Genomic DNA, 19,577 nt, shown 5'->3' with positions numbered 1-19,577 from the left:
CATGAGCAACCCGTTCGACGACGAGAACGGCTCCTTCCTGGTGCTGGTGAACACCGAGGAGCAGCACTCCCTGTGGCCGTCGGCCTTCCCGGTCCCCAGCGGCTGGGACACCGTCTTCGGCCCGGCCCCGCGCGCCGAGAGCCTGGAGTACGTCGACGACAACTGGACCGACATCCGTCCCGCCAGCGTCAGGAGCACGCCGGCATGAGCGCGGAGACGGTCGAATACCTCCTCGACGGCAAGGAGGTGGATGCGATCACGGCCGTGGCCGAGCGAGTCAGGGTCCTCGGGGAGGATCCCGCCGACCCCGGCTTCTTCGACCGCTGCTGGCACATCCGCGAGGAACTGCCGGTCGGGCTGCGCCGCTTCCTGGAGGACTTCCGCCGCACGGAACCGGCGGGCATGTGCCTCGTGCACGGCTTCCCCGTCGACGACGAGGCGGTCGGCCCGACACCCGGGCACTGGTCGGCGCCCGGCCAGTCGGCCGCCGCGAGCGACGCGGAGATCTACCTCGCCCTGTGCGGGATGGTGCTGGGCGAGCCGTTCGCCTGGTCCACCCTGCAGGCGGGGCGGATGGTCCAGAATATCGTGCCGATCCCCGGCGACGAGATGCACCAGAGCGGCCACGGCAGCCAGTCGTTGCTCGAGTTCCACACCGAGGACGGCTTCCATCCGCTGCGCTGCGACTACCTGCTGCTGTTCGGGCTGCGCAACCACGACGCCGTGCCGACGACCGTCGCCTCGGTGCGCGATCTCGAACTCTCGCAGGACCAGGCGCGATTGCTCTCGCGTCCGCGCTTCCACATCCTGCCCGACGACGAGCACCTGCGGCAGCTGGAGGCGAGCCAGCCCGGCCATCCCGCGCTGGCCCTGATGCGCGAGATGCGCGAGAGCCCCGAGGCCGTCTCGGTCCTCATCGGCGAGCCGGGCCGCCCGTACCTGCGGCTGGACCGGCCCTTCATGACCTGCGTGGACGGCGACCAGGCGGCCGAGAACGCGCTCGACGCGCTCGTGGCCGAGCTGGAGGCCAAGCAGCAGGACGTCGTCGTGGGGCAGGGCAGCCTGCTGATCGTCGACAACTACCTGGCCGTCCACGGGCGCAAGCCCTTCACCCCGCGCTACGACGGCACCGACAGGTGGCTGAAGAAGCTGACGGTCAGCAGGAACCTGCGCAGGTCCATCGGCAACCGGGCGACCGCCAGCCCACGGGTGATCTTCTAAGGGGCCATGCCATGCGTACTGTGGTCATCACCGGCGCGTCCAGCGGGATCGGGTTCGCCACCGCCGAGCACTTCGCGCGCTCCGGTGACGCCGTCTTCAACCTCGACGTGCAGCCGCCGATCGCGCAGCCGGCCCCGGGCGTCACCTGGATCGAGGCGGACGTGACCGACTGGGCGGCGATGGAGACGGCCGTGTCGGGGGTGTGGACGGAACACCGCCGGCTCGACGTGGTGATCGCCAACGCCGGCATCAGCGTCAGGCACGGCGTGCTCGACCTCGACGAGGCGACCGCCCGCCGGATCGTGGACGTGAACCTGCTGGGCGTGCTGGGCCTGTGGCGCTGCGCGGCCGGCTACATGGTCCGGCAGGGGCACGGCGTGCTGCTGGCGACCGCTTCCGTCAACGCCTCCCGCGGATTCCCGTACTACGCCGACTACAACGCTACAAAGGCGGGCATCCTGGCGCTGTGCCGCACTTTCGCGATGGAGCTCAGCCCGCACATCAGGGTGGCGTGCGTCAGCCCTGGAGCGGTGTTGACGCCCATGCAGGAGGCGGAGTACACACCGGAGATGCTCGAGGACGTCAACCGGTCCATCCCTCTCGGCAGGCACGCCCAGCCCTCGGAAATCGGGGCGGCCTTCCACTTCCTGGCCTCACCTTCCGCCGCGTTCCTCACCGGGCAGGAAGTGGTCGTGGACGGCGGCGAGACCGCCGGTGCCACCACGACCGCCTTCGGCACCGGCGGCACCACAGATGTACCAGGGCCATCCGCCTGGTCGCTCCCCGCGACCTTCCCGGCAGGCGATCTCACGTACTGAACCACCGAACTCTGTGAAAGGACCTCCGATGAAGCGTCGCATCGCCCTCGCCACCGTGGTGGCCGCATTCTTCACCGCCCTGATCGCAGCGCCCGCCCAGGCCGACGGCGGCGGCGGCTGGCCGGAAGGCGGCGGCCCGGACAGCGGGATCGGCAACTTCCACTGGACCGGGAAGGTCTACGTCCGCCTCCGCTGACCGCTCAGCTCTCCTCCTTGAGCAGGGCGGCCGCGCGGGCCCACAACTCGTGCGCTCCCTGGTCGTTGTTGAGCATGGCCTCCGTGGCCGCCAGGGCCTCCAGGGCCCGGACGTGCCAGATTCTGGCCCCGAGTTCCTCGAAGATCCTCGCGGCCAGGGTCAGGCTCTCCCCCGCGGACGCGGCGTTCCCGGTACCGAAATACAGGTTGCCCAGGGCCAGCGAGGTGACCCCCACGACGAACTGCTCACCGACCCGCAGAGCGATCTCCCGGGAGGTGAGCAGCGCCTTCTCCGCCTCGTCGGTACGGCCCTGCTGGGCGTAGGTCTCGCCCAGCACCCGGAGCACGTACGACTCGCCCACGACGTCACGCAGCTGGCGCACCGTCTCCAGCGCCTTCTCCAGCGTCTGGCGCGCGGCGTCGATGCGCTGGGTGCGCAGCAGCACCTCGCCGAACCGGTACAGCGCCTGGGCCAGGCCGCGCTGGTAACCGATCTCCTCGAAGGTGCTGACCGCCGCCCTGAGCAGGTGGTCGGCCTCGCCGTACGAGCCCTTCTCCAGCAGCACCTGGGCGGTGCTGGCCAGGACGTGGGCCTGCGCGGCACGGTCGCCGGCCGCGCGCAACATCTCCTCCGCCCGCTCGTAGCGTTCCAGGGCCAGCTCGAACCGGCCGGCGATGCGGTCGAGCAGCGCGAGGTTGCGCAGGGCCAGCGCGCTGCCGTGCTCCTCGCCCTGCTCCTCGAACATGCGGCGGGCCTGCTGCAGCAGACGCTCCGCGTCGTCGTAGCGCTGCCTGAACAGCTCAAGGCTGCCCAGGCCGTAGATCATGGCGGCCTCGCCGCGGGCGTCGCCGTCGCGGCGGGCGGCGGCCAGGGCGAGCTCGTGCGTGGAGCGCCAGTCGTCGAAGTAGCTGCGGGTCTCGAAGAACGTCGCCGACGTCATCGCCAGGTCCCAGCAGAGCGCGCGGCCTCCGGCCCCGTGCGCCTGGCCGATGACCGCCAGCAGGTGCGGGCGCTCGGCCTCGAACCATTCGATCGGGTCGGGCATCAGCCGGTCGATCACGGTGCTGGGCAGCCGGTAACGCTCCGCCGTACCGTGCAGGACCGCGTAGTCGCCGCCGAGCAGCCGGGCGTGGGCGGCCTCGACCAGCCCGAGCCAGCAGCCGAGTGCCCTTCGCAGGGCGGCGCTGCGTTCCTGTTCGCTCTCCTCGGCCATGACGCGCTCGCGGGCGTACAGGCGCATCAGGTCGTGGAAGCGGTAGCGGGCCTGGCCGCCCGATCTGGGCTGGCTCAGCTCCAGCAACTGCGCGTCGACGAGCTGCTCGATCAGGTCCTGGGCCCGGTCGGGGTCCACCTCCAGCAGCGCGACGCCCAGCCACGGGCCGAACTCCGCGACGTCGAGCAACGCCAGCCGCCTGAACATGATGGCCACCTGCGGCGCCAGGTCGCGGTAGCTGAGGATGAACTTGGTGCGCAGGTCCACCTCGCCCTGGCTGAGCTCGTCGAGCCTGCGGCTCTCGTCGGTGAGCCTGGCGACGAGGTCGGCGCTGGTCCACGACGGCCGTACGGCCAGCCGCGCGGCGGCGACGCGCAGCGCCAGCACGAGCCCGCCGCACAACTCGCTGAGCCGCCTGGCCCCCTCGGGATCGGCGTGCACCCGCTGCTCGCCCGCGATGCACGCGAGCACGTGCACGCCCTGGTCCGGCGGCAGCACGTCCAGCCGGAGCGGGGTGGCGCCCTCCAGCGTGATGAGCCCGGCGAGCTGGCCGCGGCTGGTCACCAGGACGGCGCAGCCGGGCGCGCCGGGCAGCAGGGGCCTGACCTGGCTGGAGTCGCGGGCGTTGTCGAGGACGAGCAGGAGCTTGCGCCCGGCCAGGACGCTGCGGAACAGTGCCGCGCGTTCCTCCAGCGTGGCCAGGGGATGCTGGCGGGTGACGTTCAGCGCCCGCAGCAGGGTGTCGAGCACGTCGAAGGGCGAGACCGGCGGGCCCGTCTCGGAGAAGCCGTTGAGGTCGACGAAGATCTGGCCGTCGGGGAAACGGGAGGCGACCCGATGCGACCAGTGCACCGCCAGGCCGCTCTTGCCGACTCCGCCCATCCCGGTGATGACGGCGACGAACGGCTGGCCCGCCCCCGTCTTGGTGTCCAGGAGCTCGTCGAGTCTGGCGATCTCCTCGTCGCGGGCGACGAAGCCGGTCACGTCAGGGGGCAGCTGGGCCGGCACGGCCGGAGACGACTCGGGGGCGGCACGTTCCACCGCGAGGCGGCCCTGCCGCTGCCCGGTCTCGCCGCGCAGGATCGCCTCGTGCAGTTCGGCCAGCTCGGCGCCGGGTTCGAGGCCCAGCCTCTCGATGCTGAGCCGGTAGCCCTCCTGGTAGACCGCGAGCGCCTCGGCGCGGCGCCCCGCCCTGCTCTGGGCCAGCATGAGCAGGCCCCGCAGCCGTTCGCGCAGCGGGTAGGCCGCGACGAGCGCGACCAGCTCGCCGACGATCTGGAGGTCGCGCGACAGTTCCAGCTCGACCTCGAAGTACTCCTCCAGGATGGCCAGGCGCCACTCGCCGAGCCGCTCGGACTCCGCGCGCACCAGCTCGCCCTCGACCCCGGTCAGCGGGTCGCCGCGCCACACGGTCAGCGCGCTGGAGAGCTGATCCGAGGCCTTCTCCAGGTCGCCGGCCATCCTGGCCGTGCGGGCCTGGCGCAGCGCGACCTCGACCTCCTTGATGTCGAACCTGTCGTCCTCGGCCAGCCGCAGCAGGTAGCCGGAGGAGGCGGTGACGATGGGGTCGTGGGCCACTCCCGCCGCGGCGAACTCGCGGCGCAGGCCCGACACGCAGATGGCCACCTGGTTCCTGGCCGTCACCGGGGGGTTCTCGCCCCAGATCGCGGCGCTGAGCCTGTCGGTCGAGACGACTCTGCCCACGTTGAGCAGCAGGGTCGCCAGGACGGTCCGCCGGCGTGACCCGCCCAGCGAGATATGCACGTTTCCCGTGACCGCTGTCAGCGGACCAAGGACACGAAACTCCATGCACCCACCCACTGGCTCGTCTCAGCCGGGCCCTAGGAAGATCGTACGATATCCACCTATAGGGGATATAACAAGAAATGACAAGGAACATCCACTTCAACTGTCTATGATGTTCCGTTCAATGCGGCGATAACTCGATGAAATCGCATACAAATACCCAGCCAGTAGCGTTCGGAGTACTGATACTTCGACTGGCAACCCGGGTTGGTATCGATGTCTCTGAGCACCAGCAGACCCCTACCCTTCAACCCCGCACTGCAGCTGGAGCTGCCCCTCCTCGAGCTGGAGCTGGCCGAGCAGACCCAGAGCGAGCTGCTCGTGCTCTCCGCGGAACCGGAGCGGATGCACCCCGCCCTGCCGCGCCTGTTCGCCCGGATGGCGCGACGCCGAGTCGCCGTCCACATCCTGCACGGACCCGGCCAGCCGGGCCGCACGTCCCCTCTGGCGCAGGCCTGGCAGGCCGGCGCGACCGTCAGGACCGTGGTGGGACTCCCCTACCAGATCCTCGTGCGCGACCGCGTGGTCACCTACGTGGCGCATCCCGGGCTGACCTCGTCGGAGCGGCTGGAGAGGATCGCCAATCCGTTGGTCGCGACCTCGGTGGCCGGGGTCTTCGACACCATCTGCCGCATCCTCAACGACAAGGGCAACGGCACGCTCGACGACGACGGCCAGGACGAGGTCCTGCGCGCGCTCGACGACGGGCTCACCGACGACCGGGCGGCCGCCCGGCTGCACCTCAGCAAGCGGACGTTCGCCAGGCGCGTGGCAGGCGTGATGGAGCGCCTCAACGCCAACAGCCGCTTCCAGGCGGGGGCGGAGGCCGTCAGACGAGGCTGGATCTGACCCAGCGGGCGAACGGCACCAGCATCTCCTCGGGGCTGAGCGCTCCGTGCTCGTGGCGGAGACGAGGATCGGGCAGGGGAAAGGCCGGCGACGTGGCGATCGCCACCACCGCGCCCAGCCGCTCACGCACCCGAGGGGACAGCTCCACCACGTCGAGTTCGTCCGCCCGTAGCACCCTGGCGTGGCCGTCCATGGCCTCGGCCAGACGGTCCGCGACCTCCCGCTCCTTGCCCGGGCGTGGGTAGAGCCACCGCACGCGGCCCGCGCCGCCACCCGGCAGCTCGCACAGGCCGGCCACGTCCACCTCGGCCCAGCGCCGCGCCAGGGCCGGGTCGGACGCGACGGGGACCAGGCCGTGGTCAGCGTAGGCGAGCACGCTCCAGCCGCGTGCGGCCCAGGCGGACGCGTGCTGCTCCAGTACGGCGAGCGCGCTCATGGCCGCCTCGTCGTACCCGTGACCGTGCAGATGGTCGTCGAGGTTGACGTAGACCCACAGCAACAGCGGCTCGTTCCGCGGCACCGAGATCGCCGCCTCGACATCCGCCACGACGCCCGGCACCAGCTCGTGCGGATCGCGGGTCAGGGCGTGCCGCGCCGGTTGTCGAGCGGCGCCCCTCGTCAAGGTCTCCACCCAGGGCCCGCGCAGCAGGTCGAGCTCGCGGCCCACGACCACGGATTCGGCGCCTTCCGCGCGCTCGAAGAGCGTGACCAGGGGCGGGACCGGCTCGCGCCGGGCGGGTTCGCCCGCCAGGACGTCGCCCGTGATCACGTTGATGAGCGGGCCTCCCGCACGCTCGCGGTAGGCGGCGCCCACGACCAGGTGCTCACTCACCGGCGCGCCCGTGACCGAGGTCAGCCAGGCGGTGGCCGACGTGCTGGGGAAGGTGGAGGTCAGGCACGTGAGCTCGGCGGAGCGCCAGACCTGTCCCGCGGCCCCCCAGGAGAGCCCGTCGACGGCCAGGACGATCACGCCGCGACCGCCCCGGCCCAGTTCGGAGAGAACCAGGCCGGGGACGGCACGCAGATCGAGCCCGGGGCTGGGGGTAGTCCCGGTCTCAGTCATGTCAGTAGTTCGGCACGCAGTCAGTGCACGTGGTGCGGAACTTCATGACCTGGACCTCCTGACGCGCGGCGAGCATTTTCGCCACGAATTCAGGTGTTGTCATGATGGGAGTTTCGACGGCGGTCTGGACGCTTTCCTGAAACACGGGCGCCTCCTGAATTTCGATCGGCTTTCGCCTATTTCCTGATTTCAGAGTAAAAATGGCGAATGCAGCGGTCAATCAACGGGCGTCAACGTGGCATCAATCCGCCAGTCTCGCCTCACCAGCACCGACGCGGCCACCACGGCGAAAATCACGGCCGCCACGGCATAGATCACCCGGAAATCCAAGATCGCCACCACGAGCGTCCCGGCGCCCATTGAGAGCACGAAGGGAAGGTCGATGATGGCGTCCATTGCGGTGAGCGCGCGGCCCTGCATCCCGGCCTCCGTCCTGCGCTGTACGAGCGTCGTCGTGGCGACCATGAAAATCGGAATGGAAAGCCCCACCAGAACACCGCCGGCGCACATCGTCACCTCTGTCGCGGGGATCACCAGGGCCAGACCCGCCGCGCTGAGGACGAACCCCACGGCCGCCGCGCGATGCTCGCCGTACCTCCTGATGAGCGGGGCCACGGCGAAGCCTCCGGCGACGGAGCCGGCGCCCTGGAAGGCGGCGATGACCCCGACGAAGGCCGCGGGGCGGCCGAGTCCCTGCTCCACGGCGGCGAACATGGCCGCGTTGACCAGCCCGGCCGCGGACAACGCGGCGGCCACCGCGAGCACGCCGGCCCGCAACTCCCTGTCGCCCATGAGGTGGCGCACCCCCGCGAGCAGGTCGGCGCGGAACGTGCCGGGCTCCCGCCTGGCCGGGGTGGCCAGATCGGGCACCCTCCTGAGCATGAGCAGCACCAGCACAGAGATCAGGAACGTCAACGTGTCGAGGACCGCCACCGCCGCCAGGCCGAGCGCCACGTAGAGCGCGGCGCCGATCAGCGGGCCGAGCACCCTCAGGCCCTGGCCGAGCGAGCTGAGCAGCCCGTTCGCGTCGCCGAGCAGCCGCTCGGGCACCATCGAGTGGATCAGGCCGCCCCTGGCCGCGGCGAAGATCGCATTGGCGAAGCCGTACCCGAGCGTCACGGCGAACACGATCCACAGGTCGCCCGGATCGCGCACCAGCAGAAGGCAGAGCACCAGCGCCCCGGCCAGCAGGTCGTTGACGATCAGGACCTTGCGTCGCGGGAACCTGTCGACGAGCAGCCCGGTCAGCGGCGCGAAGAACGACGGCACCGAGAGCAGGATGAACACCACGCCGGCCATCGTGTCCGAGCCGGTCAGCTCCTTGACGAAGATGCCCAGCACCACCAGGAGCGCGCGATCGCCGATCATGTTCACCGTCTGGCCCACGAACAGCAGCAGGAACCTGCGGTCGCGCAGCAGCTCGCGCATCAGCCCTCCTTCGCCCAGCCGGCCTCGACGAGGACGGCCAGGAATTCGTCGGCGAAGTCTTGCGGGACGGGCAGCCCTGAGGCGTGCTCGGCATAGGCGGCCACGGCCGCGCGGTCCCTGCGGCCGTCGACGCCGTGGGCCAGCGCGAGGATGAGCGCGTAGGAGCGGGCTCTGGCCAGGGACGCCTGGCGCTCCAGCCACGCCCGCCCGTCCGCACTCGCCGCCTCGGCCAGCCCCCGCAGGTTGAACGGCCCTTCCCAGGTACGGCAGAGCACGGGGGTGACGGCGGCCTCGGCGCGTTCCACGAGCTTGTCACCCTCCGCGGCCTCGTCGCCTTCCGCGGGCTTACGCGGGACGAGCGCCACGTGGTCGGCCAGGCCGGTCAGCCACGCGCGGGCCGTGCCGTCGCCCGGGCCGAAGAGCGCCTCGAACCCGTCCAGGGCGCCGAGGGCGACGGCCGTGCGGTGCCGGAGCAGTGCCGGCGCCCCTCCCCGGCACTCCAGGAGCCGGGCGGCGGCCCAATCCACCGCGATGCCCTCCAGTTCGTCGCGCTCCCCCGCCATCCCCGCGAGCACCGCCGCGCACGCCCCCGCCACCGTGGCGGTACGGCGCAGCTCGGCCGGGTCGAGCTTGTCCAGCGTGTCGGCGGCGCTGTGGTTGAACCGGTCCGGCCAGTGCCCGAGCGTCACCGTCGGGCACCCGACGGACGCGTCGACGAGCAGGCTGTGGTCGGAGGCGCCGACGAACGGCGTCGCCCGCCAGGCCCACGTGTCGCAGGCCACCGCCCCCGAGTAGGAGCGGGCGGCCTGCGGCAGCGCCGCCACGACGTGCTCGGCGAGCGCGTTGACGAACCCGGGCAGGTGGTCGGGGCTGCGCTCGACGATGAGCGGGCCGCCGCACCTTCGCTGGTCCTGTCCCGCCATGTCCACGTTGACCGCGGCGGCGGGTGGGCGGCCGGCGACGTCGTGCAGGTAGGCGGCCATGCCGGTGAACTCCGGGCCCCAGACGAACCTGACGCCGCGCCGTCCCCGGCGTCCCGCGAGCGCACGGGCCACGCCGAGCAGCGCGGCGGCGCCGGAGGCGTTGTCGTTGACGCTCGGCCTCGGGTGGCACAGGTGCGCCGAGAGCAGCACCTCGTCGGCTTCGGCTCCTGGCAGCAGTCCCGTCACGACGGGCATGGCGGCCCGCGCGTGCGTCTCGACCTCGACCCTCACCGTGCCCCGCCGCAGCAGCTCGGCGGCCTGCTCGGGTGTCACGCTGAACGCGACCAGGCCGCTCCCCGGGGGCAGCTCGACCCTGCCCGGGCCGGGCAGCCGCCCGGTGACCAGACCGAACGCCCCTGCCCTCGCCGCCTGCTCGACGGCGACGGGCACCGGCAGGTCCGAGTCGTGGACGGCCAGCACCGGCAGATCAGCACCCTGCACGGCCGAGGCCGACGAGCCCGCGCCCCTCACGGCCGGGGCCGGCGAGCCCGCGCCCCTCACGGCCGGGGCCGGCGAGCCGGCGCCCTGGATGGCCGGGGGGCGCGCGATCACGTCTGTCAGGGGTGCCACACGGGCGAGGACGCCGCCGGGTGGGGTCGGCGCCGAGCCGGAGGCGAGGGCGAACGGTTGCTCCGGATAGCGGACCACGTCGTCGATGGCGGCCCGCACCGGCGTCCACGAGTGCGGAGCGCGAAAGCTCCACCAGTGCCGCCCCCCGTCGGCGGGGAAGCGATGGAGCCGTACGTCGTCGAGCCCCGCCCGCTCCGCCCGTTCCGCGACGTACTCGGCCGCCTCCTGGATCCCGTCGGAAGCCTGGAAGCGGTCGAGGGCCGCCAGTTCGGCGACGTCCTCGACCGCTTGCCGTACGTCGAAAGCCGCGTGGATCTCCGAGACCACGTTCATGGCACCGCCCGGCGGAGCGCGGCCCGGCGAGCCGGGGAGAGCGGCACGCTGACGCGGGTCAGGCCGTGCAGGCGGCGCCCCGCCAGCCACGGCGGCAGCTCGTCCTCGGTGACGACCCACGGCAGCGCGGGATGCCCCTGCTCGACCCGGCAGCCCAGCCCGGTCAGCACTTCGACCAGCTCGGGCTTGGCCGCCGCGACGGCCTGTCTGAGCTGGGCCAGCACGTCGCCCTGGTCCAGGAGCCGCAGCGCCACTTCGAGCGACAGCGCCGACATCCCCAGCGGGGGCACCGCCTGCCGTACGGTGTCGGCGACGTCGGGCGAGCAGATGGCGAAGCCCGCGCGCAGGCCGCCGCAGCAGTAGCCCTTCGACAGGCTGCGCAGCACGACCAGGCCGGGCATCCGGGTGGTCAGCGGCACGACGCTGGCCTCCGGGCCCAGGTAGCCGGCGCACGCCTCGTCGACGACGAGCATGCCGCCCGCCGAGCTGGCCGCCCGCGCCAGTTCCGCCACCTGGGCGACGGGCAGCACATCGCCGCGCACGCTCGGCCGTTCGAGCAGGATCGTCGTCGGCCGCTCGCTCGCCACGTCCTGGTCCGGCGCGTACACGCGCAGCTCGGCGCCGCGCTGCGCCGACCAGGCGGGCAGGTCGGGGTGGGCGTGCGCGGTGTGCAGGAGCCTGCCGGGACCCGCGAGGGCGTGGAGCAGGCCTGTCGTGCCCGCGCCCGTCACCACCTGGCTGGGCAGGAGTGACACGCCGAAGTGGCGGGAGAGCACGGGGGTGGCGCGGGCCGAGCCGTACGGATCGTCCAGGGTGTAGGCGCGGGACGGCTCCCTGGGGTCGCCGACGTCGGCCCAGGCGCTGTCGATCGCGTCGCGGACGAAGTCGATCTCGTCCGGGGCCCACCGCAGGTCCACCTCCGCGCTGCTGCCGCGGTGCCCCAGGACGGCGGGGCGCGGGCGCGGGGCGGCGACGGCGAGGAGCTGGACGTAGCGGGTCTCCGGCCGCACGGGGGCGCCCACCCTGAAGTCGGCGTCCGCGCGCAGCACGTCGAAGCCCGCCGCCCTGACCAGCGCCACGACCTCGCTCGGCAGGTAGAGCCTGACGTCGTCGCGCAGGACCGCGACGCGGCCGTCGGCGTGCGTGACGCGCAGCTCGCCGCGGCTGCGGCCGTCGAGCGGGTCGTAGCTGCGCCGGAAGTCGAAGGTGTCGCCCTCGGCCTCGAACCGGTCCTCGGCCCGGTACTGACGCAGGATGGCGGCGACGTTCGAGTGGTCGAGCACGAGCAGCCCGCCCGGCACCAGCCGCTCGCGCACCCGGCGCAGCAGGGCGAGTTGCTCGTCGTCGCGTCCCCAGCCGAACGCCTGCACGCAGATCGCCGCGTCGGCCTCCGGGAGCTCGACCCGCTCCAGCAGGTCGCCCTCGACCAGGCCGACCCGCACGCCTTCACGGTCGGCCGCCGACCTGGCCTCCTCCAGCGCCCAGGCGCAGATGTCGACCCCGGTGACCCGGTAGCCGTGGCGGGCCAGGCCCACCGCGTGCCTGCCGATGCCGCAGCCGAGATCGAGCACCCTGCGGCCGGGCGCGTGCTCGGCGAGCGCCTGCAGCAGGTAGGCGGTCTCGGCCTGCGTGCGCTCGCCGGTGTATTCGTGCCGGGCGAAACTCCAGTATTCGGAGGTGAAGTAGTCGGCGTACCAGCGGATCACGTGAACTCCGCTCGCGCGAAGAAGTCGCACACGTCGCAGATGTCGACGGGGTTGCGCACGCCCTCCTGCGCGACGTAGACGCCCTCGCAGACCCGGCACTTCTCCTCGACCAGCGGGAACATGTAGCGCTGCATCGTGGAGAACGACTCGAACAGGTAGTAGTCGATGCCGGGCCACAGGCCGTACAGGTGGTCGGCCATGGCGTAGGCCATCGAGCGCTCCTGCGGACCGGTGGTGAAGCGGCCTGGCGTGCCCTGCCGGTTCAGCTCGGGGGCGACGAGCTCCAGGTAGATCGTCAGTTCCTTCTTGGGGATGCGGTAGAGCGGGAAGATGTAGCGCATCCCGCCGATCTGCCTGACCGGGATGCCGCCCATCCTGAACCCGCTGGTGATCCAGGTGACCATGCTGGCCACCAGGTCGTCGGCGTTGAAGCCGAACGCGACGGTCCCGGCGCCGATGCTTTCGGCGTGGTCCTCCAGCATGCGGCGCAGCACCTGGTGGCCCACGACCATGTTGAGGTGGCTGCGGTCGCCGCCCACCACTTCGTTCATGGCCGACACGAACGGCCGGCGGAGCTTGAAGACCCGCTCGATGTCGGAGGCGTCGACGATGGCCTGGTCGATGCCGAGCGCCTCGGCCGAGGCGCGGGCGGCGGCGAAGGTGGCCGGTTCCTCCCAGTCGGGCAGGCCGGTGATCGTCACCGAGGTCATCGTGAAGGCGGGCAGCCGGTGCTTGGTGCGTTCGAGCAGCTTGAGGAAGGCGACGCTGTCGCGTCCTCCGGACAGGCCGATGACGACGTTGTCGCCCTCCTGGAGCACGCCGTGGCTGAGCACGCCCTGGACGAAGGTCTCCTCGACGAAGCGGACGAAGCTGTTCTCGTCGAACTGCTCCACGCGCCGCTCCAGGCGGCCCTGGGTGTCGAAGAGGATCGACTTGGTGTAGATCGGGTTGGGCGTGCCGTACACCGTCGTGGCGGGCCTGCGGGTGACGTCGAGGTCGTAGTGGCGCACCTGGCGCAACTCGATGACGTCGTGCTCGCCGACGATCGTCGTCTCCTCGGGGACGATCTTCCCGTTGAGGGTGGTGATGACCGCGTTGACGGGGATGCCGTGGGCGGTCAGGACCTCCATGAGCGGCCGACCGGCGGCGGCCTCCAGCGTTTCGGAACCACCGACCTTGTTGTGGAAGACAACTCTGGCCACGACTTCCTCCCGGCTCATTCTTGTGCTTAATATCCTTTTACCGGCGACGAAAGGCGAACATGAGCCCGAGCCTGGACATTGGCATCATCACGTCAATCGACATCCTTGACCAGAACGAATGGGATGCGATTGTCTCCGCCTGCGGAGCGCCGGTTTTCTATCGGCATCGATATCTGCGGTCCTATGCGCGTTCGCCGTTGACGGCGGTGAAACTCTTCCGCTATTTCGTGGTGCGCGAAAACGGGCGTCCTGTCGCCGTGTTGCCGCTCTCGCTGATCGACGGGCTGGACCCTCTCGGCCAGCTGGGCGCCCGCTATCCGGTGACCGGGGCGGAGCGGGGGCTGCTGAGCCATGTCTGGCACTGCTACGACGCGTGGCTGCCCGGCGAGCGGCATCTGGCAGCGGTGGTCGAGGCGATGCGCGGGCTGGCCGCGGAGCTGGAGGCCGAGTGGTACGGCTTCGTCAACGTCGCCCATGACTCGCCGCTGCGCGAGGGCCTGATCGGCCTGGGTTTCCCCGCCGAGCACATCGAGGACCGGTTCCGCCTGGACCTGCGCGGGCTGCCCGATCCGTTCGCGCACGCGACCCCGAGGGCGCGGATCAACCTGCGGAGGGGGCGGCGCAGGGCGGCCGAGGCGGGCGTGTGGCAGCGTGTCGGGGTCGCGGCCGAGTCCGATCTCATGGAGATCGGCCGGTTGTGCGCCAGGACCGCGGCCAGGCACGGCACCGGCGGCTTCTACCCGCCCGAGCTGTTCGCCGAGTTCGTCGCGGGGCTCGGCGACCTGGCGCTGGCCATCGAGATCCGCCAGGAGGAGCGGCTGATCGCCGCCGGGGTCGTGCTGCGCGACGGCCGCCGGTTCCATGCCTGGGCCTGCGGCGTCGACTACGACGTCAAGGGCGGCTTCAGCCCTTACGCGCTGCTGCACGCCGCGACCGCCGAGCAGGCCGTCCACGAGGGGTGCGAGGTCCTGGAGGGCGGGCGGGGCAATGCGACCTTCAAGCTCAGACACGGGCTGAGCCGTCTGGCCCTCGACGCCTGCCTGCTGAGGGTCTGATGCGGGTGACCGCCGGGTTCCTCCCGGTCGAGGGGCCGCTGTTCAGCACGGGACGCTGGCTGGCCGCGATGGACGGGCGGGTGCCCGGCCTGCCGTACACCTTCGAGCGGGGCGGGGCTGTCCTGCACGGGACCGTGGTCGAGCGGGGGCATCCGGGCGAGGTGTTCGACCTGCGGCACATCCTGACGGACGACACCAGGCAACTGCCGCTGGCCGGGGCCACCAGGGCGGCGCGGTCGGCGGGTCCGGCCTGGCCCGGCTGCACGCCGCACCTGATCGTCATGCTGCCCGGCTACGAGTGCCACGCGCTCGGTCCGGCGGGCGGCGACGCCGGAGCCGTGGCCGACCTGGTCGCCGAGATCGTCGCCTGGGCGCAGGCCAGAGGGCTGCGGGCGGTGGCGTTCCTGTACACGCGCGGCCGGGCGCTGGAGCGGGCGCTGGAGGAGGGCGGCTTCACCGGGATCCCGATGTCGTATTCGTGCGAGCTCGTACCGGGAACACCCCTGCCCGCCCACCGGGCGAGCGAGGCCCGGCGGGAGATGCGGCGGCTGGCCGAGGCGGGCGTCCGGTTCGGCATGAGCGACATCTCACGACCGGTCCCGGGGATGGTCGACCTGAAGTGGGCCCATTCCCGGAAGTACGGCGGCGGCGCGGACCGCGAGGCCTGCGCCCGCCGCCTGGAGGCGCTCTGCGCGGGCGGCGCCCTGCTGTTCAGCGCTGAGCTGGACGACCGGCTCCTGGGCTACGGCCTGTTCGTCCCCCACCGGGGCACCTGGTACGCCGTCAGCACGGCCATGGCCTACGACGCGGCGCCGGCCAAGCACACCTACTTCGCCACCGTCTTCTACGAGCCCGCCCGGCATGCCGCGCAGGCCGGCGTCACCCGCCTGCACTACGGTCACGGCTCGTGGCGGGCCAAGCTGGCCAGGGGCTGCAGGGCCGTGGAGATGCCGGTCTGGGTGCTGGCGCTGGATCCCGAGCTCAAGCCGATGATCGAGTGGAGCGCCAGGACGACCACGCTGTCAGCGTAGGGGAGGGAAGAGCATCGAGGTCTGGAGCACGGCGTGCTCCCACGGATCCACGCTCACCCCGTAGACCGCCAGCCTGGCAGCGGCCCTGCGCAGGTCGAACCGCTCGCCTCCTGGCAGGAACTCGCAGGCCAGGAACGACGCCAGCGGATGCCCGCCGGGGAGCAGCGCCGCGAGCTCGGCGCCCGCGCCCTCCCTCGACGAAGCGGCCAGCTCGGGGGCCAGCTTGCGCGCCTCCGCGTCGAGGTCGTGCCAGAGCGCGGCCACGACCCTGGATCGCAGGCCGCGGCGCACGTCGTCGAACTGCCTGGTCTCGCGTGGCAGGCCCGCTTCGAGGAGCGCCACCAGGTCGCGGAGCGGTCCCTGGTCGCCGTCGAGCGGCGTGCCGTGGCCCTCGCCCATGAAGATGCCGGCCTCGTGCCGGGAGTCGTCCGGGCTGTCGGAGCTGTGGACCAGGTCGAGCAGGACGTTGATGCCGCGCAGGTCGCGCCGGATCGTGCCGGGCTCGGCCTGCGCCGGGTCGCTCGCGCCCTTCAGCTCGCGCAGCCGCCGGTGCGGCTCGGGAGCGCCTGACCTGTCCTCTACCAGCAGGGCGAGGCTCGGTCCCAGGTCGAACACGACATCGACCTGCCGGTAGAAGTAGGCCTTCCATACGGAAGTGATCTTGGTTTCCTGGAAGGCGTCCTGCCCGGGCGGCCGGTGCCACAGCACCGCATAGCGTGTCGGCTCGAACCCGTGCTCCTTCAGCCGGTCCAGGACCGGAGTGACCAGATGCCGCAACAATGCGTCGGGCGGAAACAGGAACAGGATCGTCCTGTCCCACACGATCTCGGCCATCCGTCACTCCCTGATTTCTAGCCCTTGCGGGACTTCGTCACCCGTGGCCGCCTGAGCCAAATGATGCGGTTCCTGTCCATGGTTTTCTCCCTCAGTTCTTCTTGGGCTTGGGACGGCGGGTCACACGACGATTGCGGTCCATGACGGTTCCTTTCTGTCGCGAATAATTCATCCTCACCGCATTCGCCGGCCATTCGCCGGGCGCCGCTTTTATTGGCAACAAATCGCCACCGCGAGCGGGCCCTTCAGCGAGGGAACCTCCGCCACCGATTCGATCGCCGCCAGCTCCGCCGCGAGCGTCCAGCCGGGGTCACCCGGCACCAGGGCGTGCTTGCCGTACAGCAGGACCTCCTCCAGCGACTGCTCCGCCTCCAGGCGCATCAGCGCGGCCGCGCGTCTGGCGGCCCGGCGCACCTGCGCCGTCGTCCAGCGCGGGTCGGCCAGGAGCTCCGTCGCGCGGGCCACGACCTCGTCCGCGTGCTCGGGCGCGGTCGCCAGGAAGACCCGCCAGGCGCCGGTATCGCGGTAGGGGGCGGCCACGGCCCACAGTTCGTAGCAGAGTCCCAGCACGTTGCGCAGTTCCTCGGTGAGCAGCGCGGAGCTAGCTCCTGCCAGCAGTTCCATCAGGACCGGCCACGCGGGCGAGCCGCCGCACTCGCCGCCGATCACCACGCCCGCGGTGTCGGAGTTGAGCCGCAGGGTCTCGCGGCCTCCGCGCCACTCCGGGGGCGCCTGCGGCGCGGGCCGCCAGGGAGGCAGTGACGCGAGCGGGCCCTTGTCCAAGGTGCGCGCCAGGTCGTCGGGGTCGGCGCCGCCGCAGACCACGACCCCGGCGGAGCCGAGGAAACGCCGGTGGTGGGCACGCAGCGCGTCCAGCTCCAGGGCGTCGACCTCGTCGAGCGTGCCGCCGACGGGCCTGCCCAGCGGGTGGCCGGGGTAGGCGAGCCCGAAGAAGACGTCGTGGACGACGTCCAGGGGGTCGCTGCCGGCCAGCCGCAGCTCCTCGCGGACGACCTTGCGCTCGGCCTCCAGCACGCCGGCGCTCAGGTCGGGTTCCGCCAGAGCCCTGGCCAGCACCTCCAGGGCCTTGCCCGCCTCCTCGGTCGGCACCCGCGCGTAGAGGGCCAGGTGCTCGCGCCCGGTGATGGCGTTGGCCTCGCCGCCGAGCTCCTCCAGCAGGTCGACGACCCGCTCGCCGCCGGCCAGCGGGGCCTGCATGAGGACGTGCTCCAGCAGGTGCGTGCCGCCCGCCGTACCTGGTCCCTCGTGGCGGGAACCGGCGCGCAGCCACACGCTGACCGTGGTCACGGCCGCGCCCGGCCGGTGCACGAGCCAGGCGGGGGCTCCGCCCGGCGAGGGCACGTGGATCGGGCGGCTCACAGCGCGCCCACCGGCTCGGCTCCCGCCAGCAGGTCCTCGTCGACCTCGGTGCCGTGCACCAGGATGAACCGGCCCACGGGGGTGTGCGCCCACAGGGCCCTGCCCTGCTCGCGCAACGTCAGCTCGTCCGTGCGCTCGCCGCCCTCGACCGGCAGCGCGAACAGGATCATGCCGGCGTCGAGCGCGGCCTTCGGGGTCAGCCGCCCCAGGATCGAGGCGCCCGGCCTGCGTAGTTGCAGCGTCCTGGCCGCCAGGCGGATGGGCCGCCGCATCGCGCCCAGCACCCTGGCGCGCCGCCGCGACCTGCTCTCGCGCAGTTGCGCCCGCCGCTCGCCGGGCAGCTCCGGCACGTCGAACGGGCTGCGCTCCAGGAGGCCGGACAGCTCGGCGTATTCGGGCCACAGCTCCGCCTCGCCGACCGCGTGCGCGCACCGCGCGAGCGTGTCCCGGTCAGCCCCGGCGAGCAGCACCGCGGCGTCGACCAGGTCCCTGGCCCGGTAGCGCTGCTCGAACCGCTCGTAGATCAGCGCCAGCAGGTTCTTGACCACCGGATCCTCTGGCGCGCCCGTCCTGTGCGGCGCCCCGATGCCGTCGCCGATGTAGGCCACCGTGCTCAGCTCGATCCCGTACGGCAGGCCGTACGGGTCATCGGGCAGCCGGCGCAGGCTCACGATCACCTCGGTCCGCCCGCCGAACCTGACGAACGTGGCGGTGTGCATCGACCAGCCCTCGTCGAGCAGCCGGCCGGTCATCGTCCACAGCCGGTCGCGGTCGGGCACCCAGAGGTCGAGGTCGTTCATGTATCTCAGGAGCCCGCCCGGATACCGGTCGGCGACCTCCAGGCCCTTCAGCGACACGGGCCTGTCGGCCAGGCGCTCCCACTGGCCGCGGTAGAAGGCCATCCGTCCGCGCTGCTGCTCCAGCTCGTGGGCCAGGGTGGGGCTGAGCCGCCGGCCCTCGCTCTCCCAGGCGCTCAGCAGGGTGGCCACCAGCGAGGGCTGCTCGCGCCTGGCGACGTAGAGCACCTCGCCCGGCGTCTCCATCTCTTCGCCGGTGACCAGTTCCAGGGTGGCGACGAGCTGCTCGGCGTTCATGCGGGCCTGCGCAGGCACCACACGGCGGTCGACGATTCGGGCGTGAGCGGCTCTCCGGCGAACCCGGCGTGGGCGTCCTCCACCTCCCAGCCCGCCTCCCCCGCCCACTTCTCGATCTCGGCCATGGTCAGGAAGCACATGCGGATCGGCGGGAAGTAGCGCCTGTCGACCGTGCGGTGGTCGTCGAGCGTTTCGAGCAGACCTATCATCTCGACCTCCAGGCCTTGCTTGTCGAGCATCCGGGTGATCTCCCACACGGCGCGCCGCTCGTCCCAGACCCGCAGTCGGGGCACGCCGTCGCGGGCCTTCTGGCGTTCGGGGCGCGGCTGCACGACCTCGAAGGCGAGCCGTCCGCCCGGCAGGGAGTTGTGGAAGGCGCAGACCAGCGCGTCGCGCACGGCCTCGCGCGTGAGGTGGTTGAGCGTGTTCTGGCCGCAGTACTGCAGCGCCGCCCGCTCGGGCAGCGCGTAGCCCGCGAGGTCGGCCCGGATCAGCTCGATCCCCTGGCCCAGCCGCTCGCGGGCCTCGTCCAGCATCGCCGCCGAGACATCGACCCCGAAGCGGGGGCCGAGCTCGGCGGCCAGGCGGCCCACCCCGACCCCGAGGTCGGCGACGGGCCCCTCCGCCATGGCGGCCAGCCTGCGGTAGTAGGCGACCTCCCGCGGATCGGCTCCGCCCATCGCCGTCCAGGTGACGTAGAGCTCCGCCCAGTGATCGAAGTCCTGCATGGCCCGATCATCGCCGTCCCGCTCGTCCGGCCGGCCTTCACGGGCGTCATTGGCACAAACACGCCGC

At 72.0% G+C, this 19,577-nt stretch carries 17 protein-coding genes; 7 read left to right on the top strand and 10 right to left on the bottom strand.

Features of this window, described 5'->3' with window-relative positions; all coding sequences use genetic code 11:
* The first annotated feature begins 1 nt into the window (after window position 1).
* From ACIBH1_RS25180 to ACIBH1_RS25165, 4 genes are read left to right on the top strand one after another with little or no spacing between them, the layout of a single operon-like run.
* Window positions 2-208: an MbtH family protein gene (locus ACIBH1_RS25180; protein ID WP_397316362.1), complete on the top strand. Its 207-nt coding sequence runs from the start codon at window positions 2-4 to the stop codon at window positions 206-208.
* Window positions 205-1,221 (top strand): guanitoxin biosynthesis L-enduracididine beta-hydroxylase GntD, encoded by a 1,017-nt coding sequence (gntD, locus tag ACIBH1_RS25175; protein WP_397316361.1) that lies wholly within the window; start codon window positions 205-207, stop codon window positions 1,219-1,221. Before ACIBH1_RS25180 ends, gntD begins: the two co-directional genes overlap by 4 nt.
* 11 nt (window positions 1,222-1,232) lie before the next feature.
* The gene (locus ACIBH1_RS25170) at window positions 1,233-2,039 is read left to right on the top strand and encodes an SDR family NAD(P)-dependent oxidoreductase (protein ID WP_397316360.1); all 807 of its coding nucleotides are present in this window, start codon (window positions 1,233-1,235) and stop codon (window positions 2,037-2,039) included.
* Between the two features lie 28 nt (window positions 2,040-2,067).
* Entirely contained in the window at window positions 2,068-2,235 is a 168-nt protein-coding gene (locus ACIBH1_RS25165) for a hypothetical protein (protein WP_397316359.1), read from the top strand.
* A gap of 4 nt (window positions 2,236-2,239) precedes the next feature.
* On the opposite strand, the gene ACIBH1_RS25160 is transcribed toward ACIBH1_RS25165, so the two are convergent.
* A complete protein-coding gene (locus tag ACIBH1_RS25160; protein WP_397316358.1) occupies window positions 2,240-5,257 on the bottom strand; it encodes an AfsR/SARP family transcriptional regulator in 3,018 nt (1,005 codons plus the stop codon).
* A 213-nt stretch (window positions 5,258-5,470) separates the two neighbouring features.
* Here ACIBH1_RS25160 and ACIBH1_RS25155 point away from each other — a divergent pair, with 213 nt between their 5' ends.
* Complete coding sequence (locus ACIBH1_RS25155) at window positions 5,471-6,103, top strand: hypothetical protein (protein WP_397316357.1); 633 nt, start codon at window positions 5,471-5,473, stop codon at window positions 6,101-6,103.
* Here ACIBH1_RS25155 and ACIBH1_RS25150 read toward each other — a convergent pair.
* The 5 genes from ACIBH1_RS25150 to ACIBH1_RS25130 form a co-directional block, all read right to left on the bottom strand.
* Window positions 6,084-7,166: an alkaline phosphatase family protein gene (locus ACIBH1_RS25150; RefSeq protein ID WP_397316356.1), complete on the bottom strand. Its 1,083-nt coding sequence runs from the start codon at window positions 7,164-7,166 to the stop codon at window positions 6,084-6,086. The genes ACIBH1_RS25155 and ACIBH1_RS25150 overlap by 20 nt on opposite strands.
* Window positions 7,167-7,382: 216 nt before the next feature.
* Window positions 7,383-8,594: an MFS transporter gene (locus ACIBH1_RS25145; RefSeq protein ID WP_397316355.1), complete on the bottom strand. Its 1,212-nt coding sequence runs from the start codon at window positions 8,592-8,594 to the stop codon at window positions 7,383-7,385.
* Window positions 8,594-10,480, bottom strand: coding sequence for a DUF4910 domain-containing protein (locus tag ACIBH1_RS25140; protein WP_397316354.1), 1,887 nt, complete (start codon window positions 10,478-10,480; stop codon window positions 8,594-8,596). Before ACIBH1_RS25140 ends, ACIBH1_RS25145 begins: the two co-directional genes overlap by 1 nt.
* Window positions 10,477-12,186 (bottom strand): aminotransferase class I/II-fold pyridoxal phosphate-dependent enzyme, encoded by a 1,710-nt coding sequence (locus ACIBH1_RS25135; RefSeq protein ID WP_397316353.1) that lies wholly within the window; start codon window positions 12,184-12,186, stop codon window positions 10,477-10,479. Before ACIBH1_RS25135 ends, ACIBH1_RS25140 begins: the two co-directional genes overlap by 4 nt.
* A complete protein-coding gene (locus ACIBH1_RS25130; protein WP_397316352.1) occupies window positions 12,183-13,388 on the bottom strand; it encodes a hypothetical protein in 1,206 nt (401 codons plus the stop codon). The genes ACIBH1_RS25135 and ACIBH1_RS25130 overlap by 4 nt, the downstream gene beginning before the upstream one ends.
* Before the next feature lie 206 nt (window positions 13,389-13,594).
* On the opposite strand from ACIBH1_RS25130, the gene ACIBH1_RS25125 reads away from it, so the two are divergent.
* Window positions 13,595-14,443, top strand: coding sequence for a GNAT family N-acetyltransferase (locus tag ACIBH1_RS25125; RefSeq protein WP_397316351.1), 849 nt, complete (start codon window positions 13,595-13,597; stop codon window positions 14,441-14,443).
* A complete protein-coding gene (locus ACIBH1_RS25120) occupies window positions 14,443-15,474 on the top strand; it encodes a GNAT family N-acetyltransferase (protein ID WP_397316350.1) in 1,032 nt (343 codons plus the stop codon). Before ACIBH1_RS25125 ends, ACIBH1_RS25120 begins: the two co-directional genes overlap by 1 nt.
* Here ACIBH1_RS25120 and ACIBH1_RS25115 read toward each other — a convergent pair.
* The 4 genes from ACIBH1_RS25115 to ACIBH1_RS25100 form a co-directional block, all read right to left on the bottom strand.
* A complete protein-coding gene (locus ACIBH1_RS25115; protein ID WP_397316349.1) occupies window positions 15,466-16,308 on the bottom strand; it encodes a nucleoside-diphosphate kinase in 843 nt (280 codons plus the stop codon). The genes ACIBH1_RS25120 and ACIBH1_RS25115 overlap by 9 nt on opposite strands.
* A 210-nt stretch (window positions 16,309-16,518) precedes the next feature.
* The gene (locus ACIBH1_RS25110; protein ID WP_397316348.1) at window positions 16,519-17,688 is read right to left on the bottom strand and encodes a M16 family metallopeptidase; all 1,170 of its coding nucleotides are present in this window, start codon (window positions 17,686-17,688) and stop codon (window positions 16,519-16,521) included.
* Window positions 17,685-18,782, bottom strand: a complete 1,098-nt coding sequence (locus ACIBH1_RS25105) for a hypothetical protein (protein ID WP_397316347.1) — start codon at window positions 18,780-18,782, stop codon at window positions 17,685-17,687. The genes ACIBH1_RS25110 and ACIBH1_RS25105 overlap by 4 nt, the downstream gene beginning before the upstream one ends.
* Complete coding sequence (locus ACIBH1_RS25100; protein ID WP_397316346.1) at window positions 18,779-19,510, bottom strand: class I SAM-dependent DNA methyltransferase; 732 nt, start codon at window positions 19,508-19,510, stop codon at window positions 18,779-18,781. Before ACIBH1_RS25100 ends, ACIBH1_RS25105 begins: the two co-directional genes overlap by 4 nt.
* Window positions 19,511-19,577: the final 67 nt, after the last annotated feature.

The organism is Nonomuraea sp. NPDC050663 (assembly GCF_044456985.1).
GTDB lineage: Bacteria > Actinomycetota > Actinomycetes > Streptosporangiales > Streptosporangiaceae > Nonomuraea.
This window is presented reverse-complemented; position numbering and strand designations above follow the sequence as displayed.

Bases quoted from the DNA above. Each gene is read 5' to 3' on its own strand.
- ACIBH1_RS25150 (WP_397316356.1), bottom strand. From the start codon at position 7,166: ATGACTGAGACCGGGACTACCCCCAGCCCCGGGCTCGATCTGCGTGCC.
- ACIBH1_RS25115 (WP_397316349.1), bottom strand. From the start codon at position 16,308: ATGGCCGAGATCGTGTGGGACAGGACGATCCTGTTCCTGTTTCCGCCC.
- gntD (WP_397316361.1), top strand. From the start codon at position 205: ATGAGCGCGGAGACGGTCGAATACCTCCTCGACGGCAAGGAGGTGGAT.
- ACIBH1_RS25100 (WP_397316346.1), bottom strand. From the start codon at position 19,510: ATGCAGGACTTCGATCACTGGGCGGAGCTCTACGTCACCTGGACGGCG.
- ACIBH1_RS25180 (WP_397316362.1), top strand. From the start codon at position 2: ATGAGCAACCCGTTCGACGACGAGAACGGCTCCTTCCTGGTGCTGGTG.
- ACIBH1_RS25170 (WP_397316360.1), top strand. From the start codon at position 1,233: ATGCGTACTGTGGTCATCACCGGCGCGTCCAGCGGGATCGGGTTCGCC.
- ACIBH1_RS25160 (WP_397316358.1), bottom strand. From the start codon at position 5,257: ATGGAGTTTCGTGTCCTTGGTCCGCTGACAGCGGTCACGGGAAACGTG.
- ACIBH1_RS25140 (WP_397316354.1), bottom strand. From the start codon at position 10,480: ATGAACGTGGTCTCGGAGATCCACGCGGCTTTCGACGTACGGCAAGCG.
- ACIBH1_RS25145 (WP_397316355.1), bottom strand. From the start codon at position 8,594: ATGCGCGAGCTGCTGCGCGACCGCAGGTTCCTGCTGCTGTTCGTGGGC.
- ACIBH1_RS25155 (WP_397316357.1), top strand. From the start codon at position 5,471: ATGTCTCTGAGCACCAGCAGACCCCTACCCTTCAACCCCGCACTGCAG.
- ACIBH1_RS25120 (WP_397316350.1), top strand. From the start codon at position 14,443: ATGCGGGTGACCGCCGGGTTCCTCCCGGTCGAGGGGCCGCTGTTCAGC.
- ACIBH1_RS25165 (WP_397316359.1), top strand. From the start codon at position 2,068: ATGAAGCGTCGCATCGCCCTCGCCACCGTGGTGGCCGCATTCTTCACC.
- ACIBH1_RS25105 (WP_397316347.1), bottom strand. From the start codon at position 18,782: ATGAACGCCGAGCAGCTCGTCGCCACCCTGGAACTGGTCACCGGCGAA.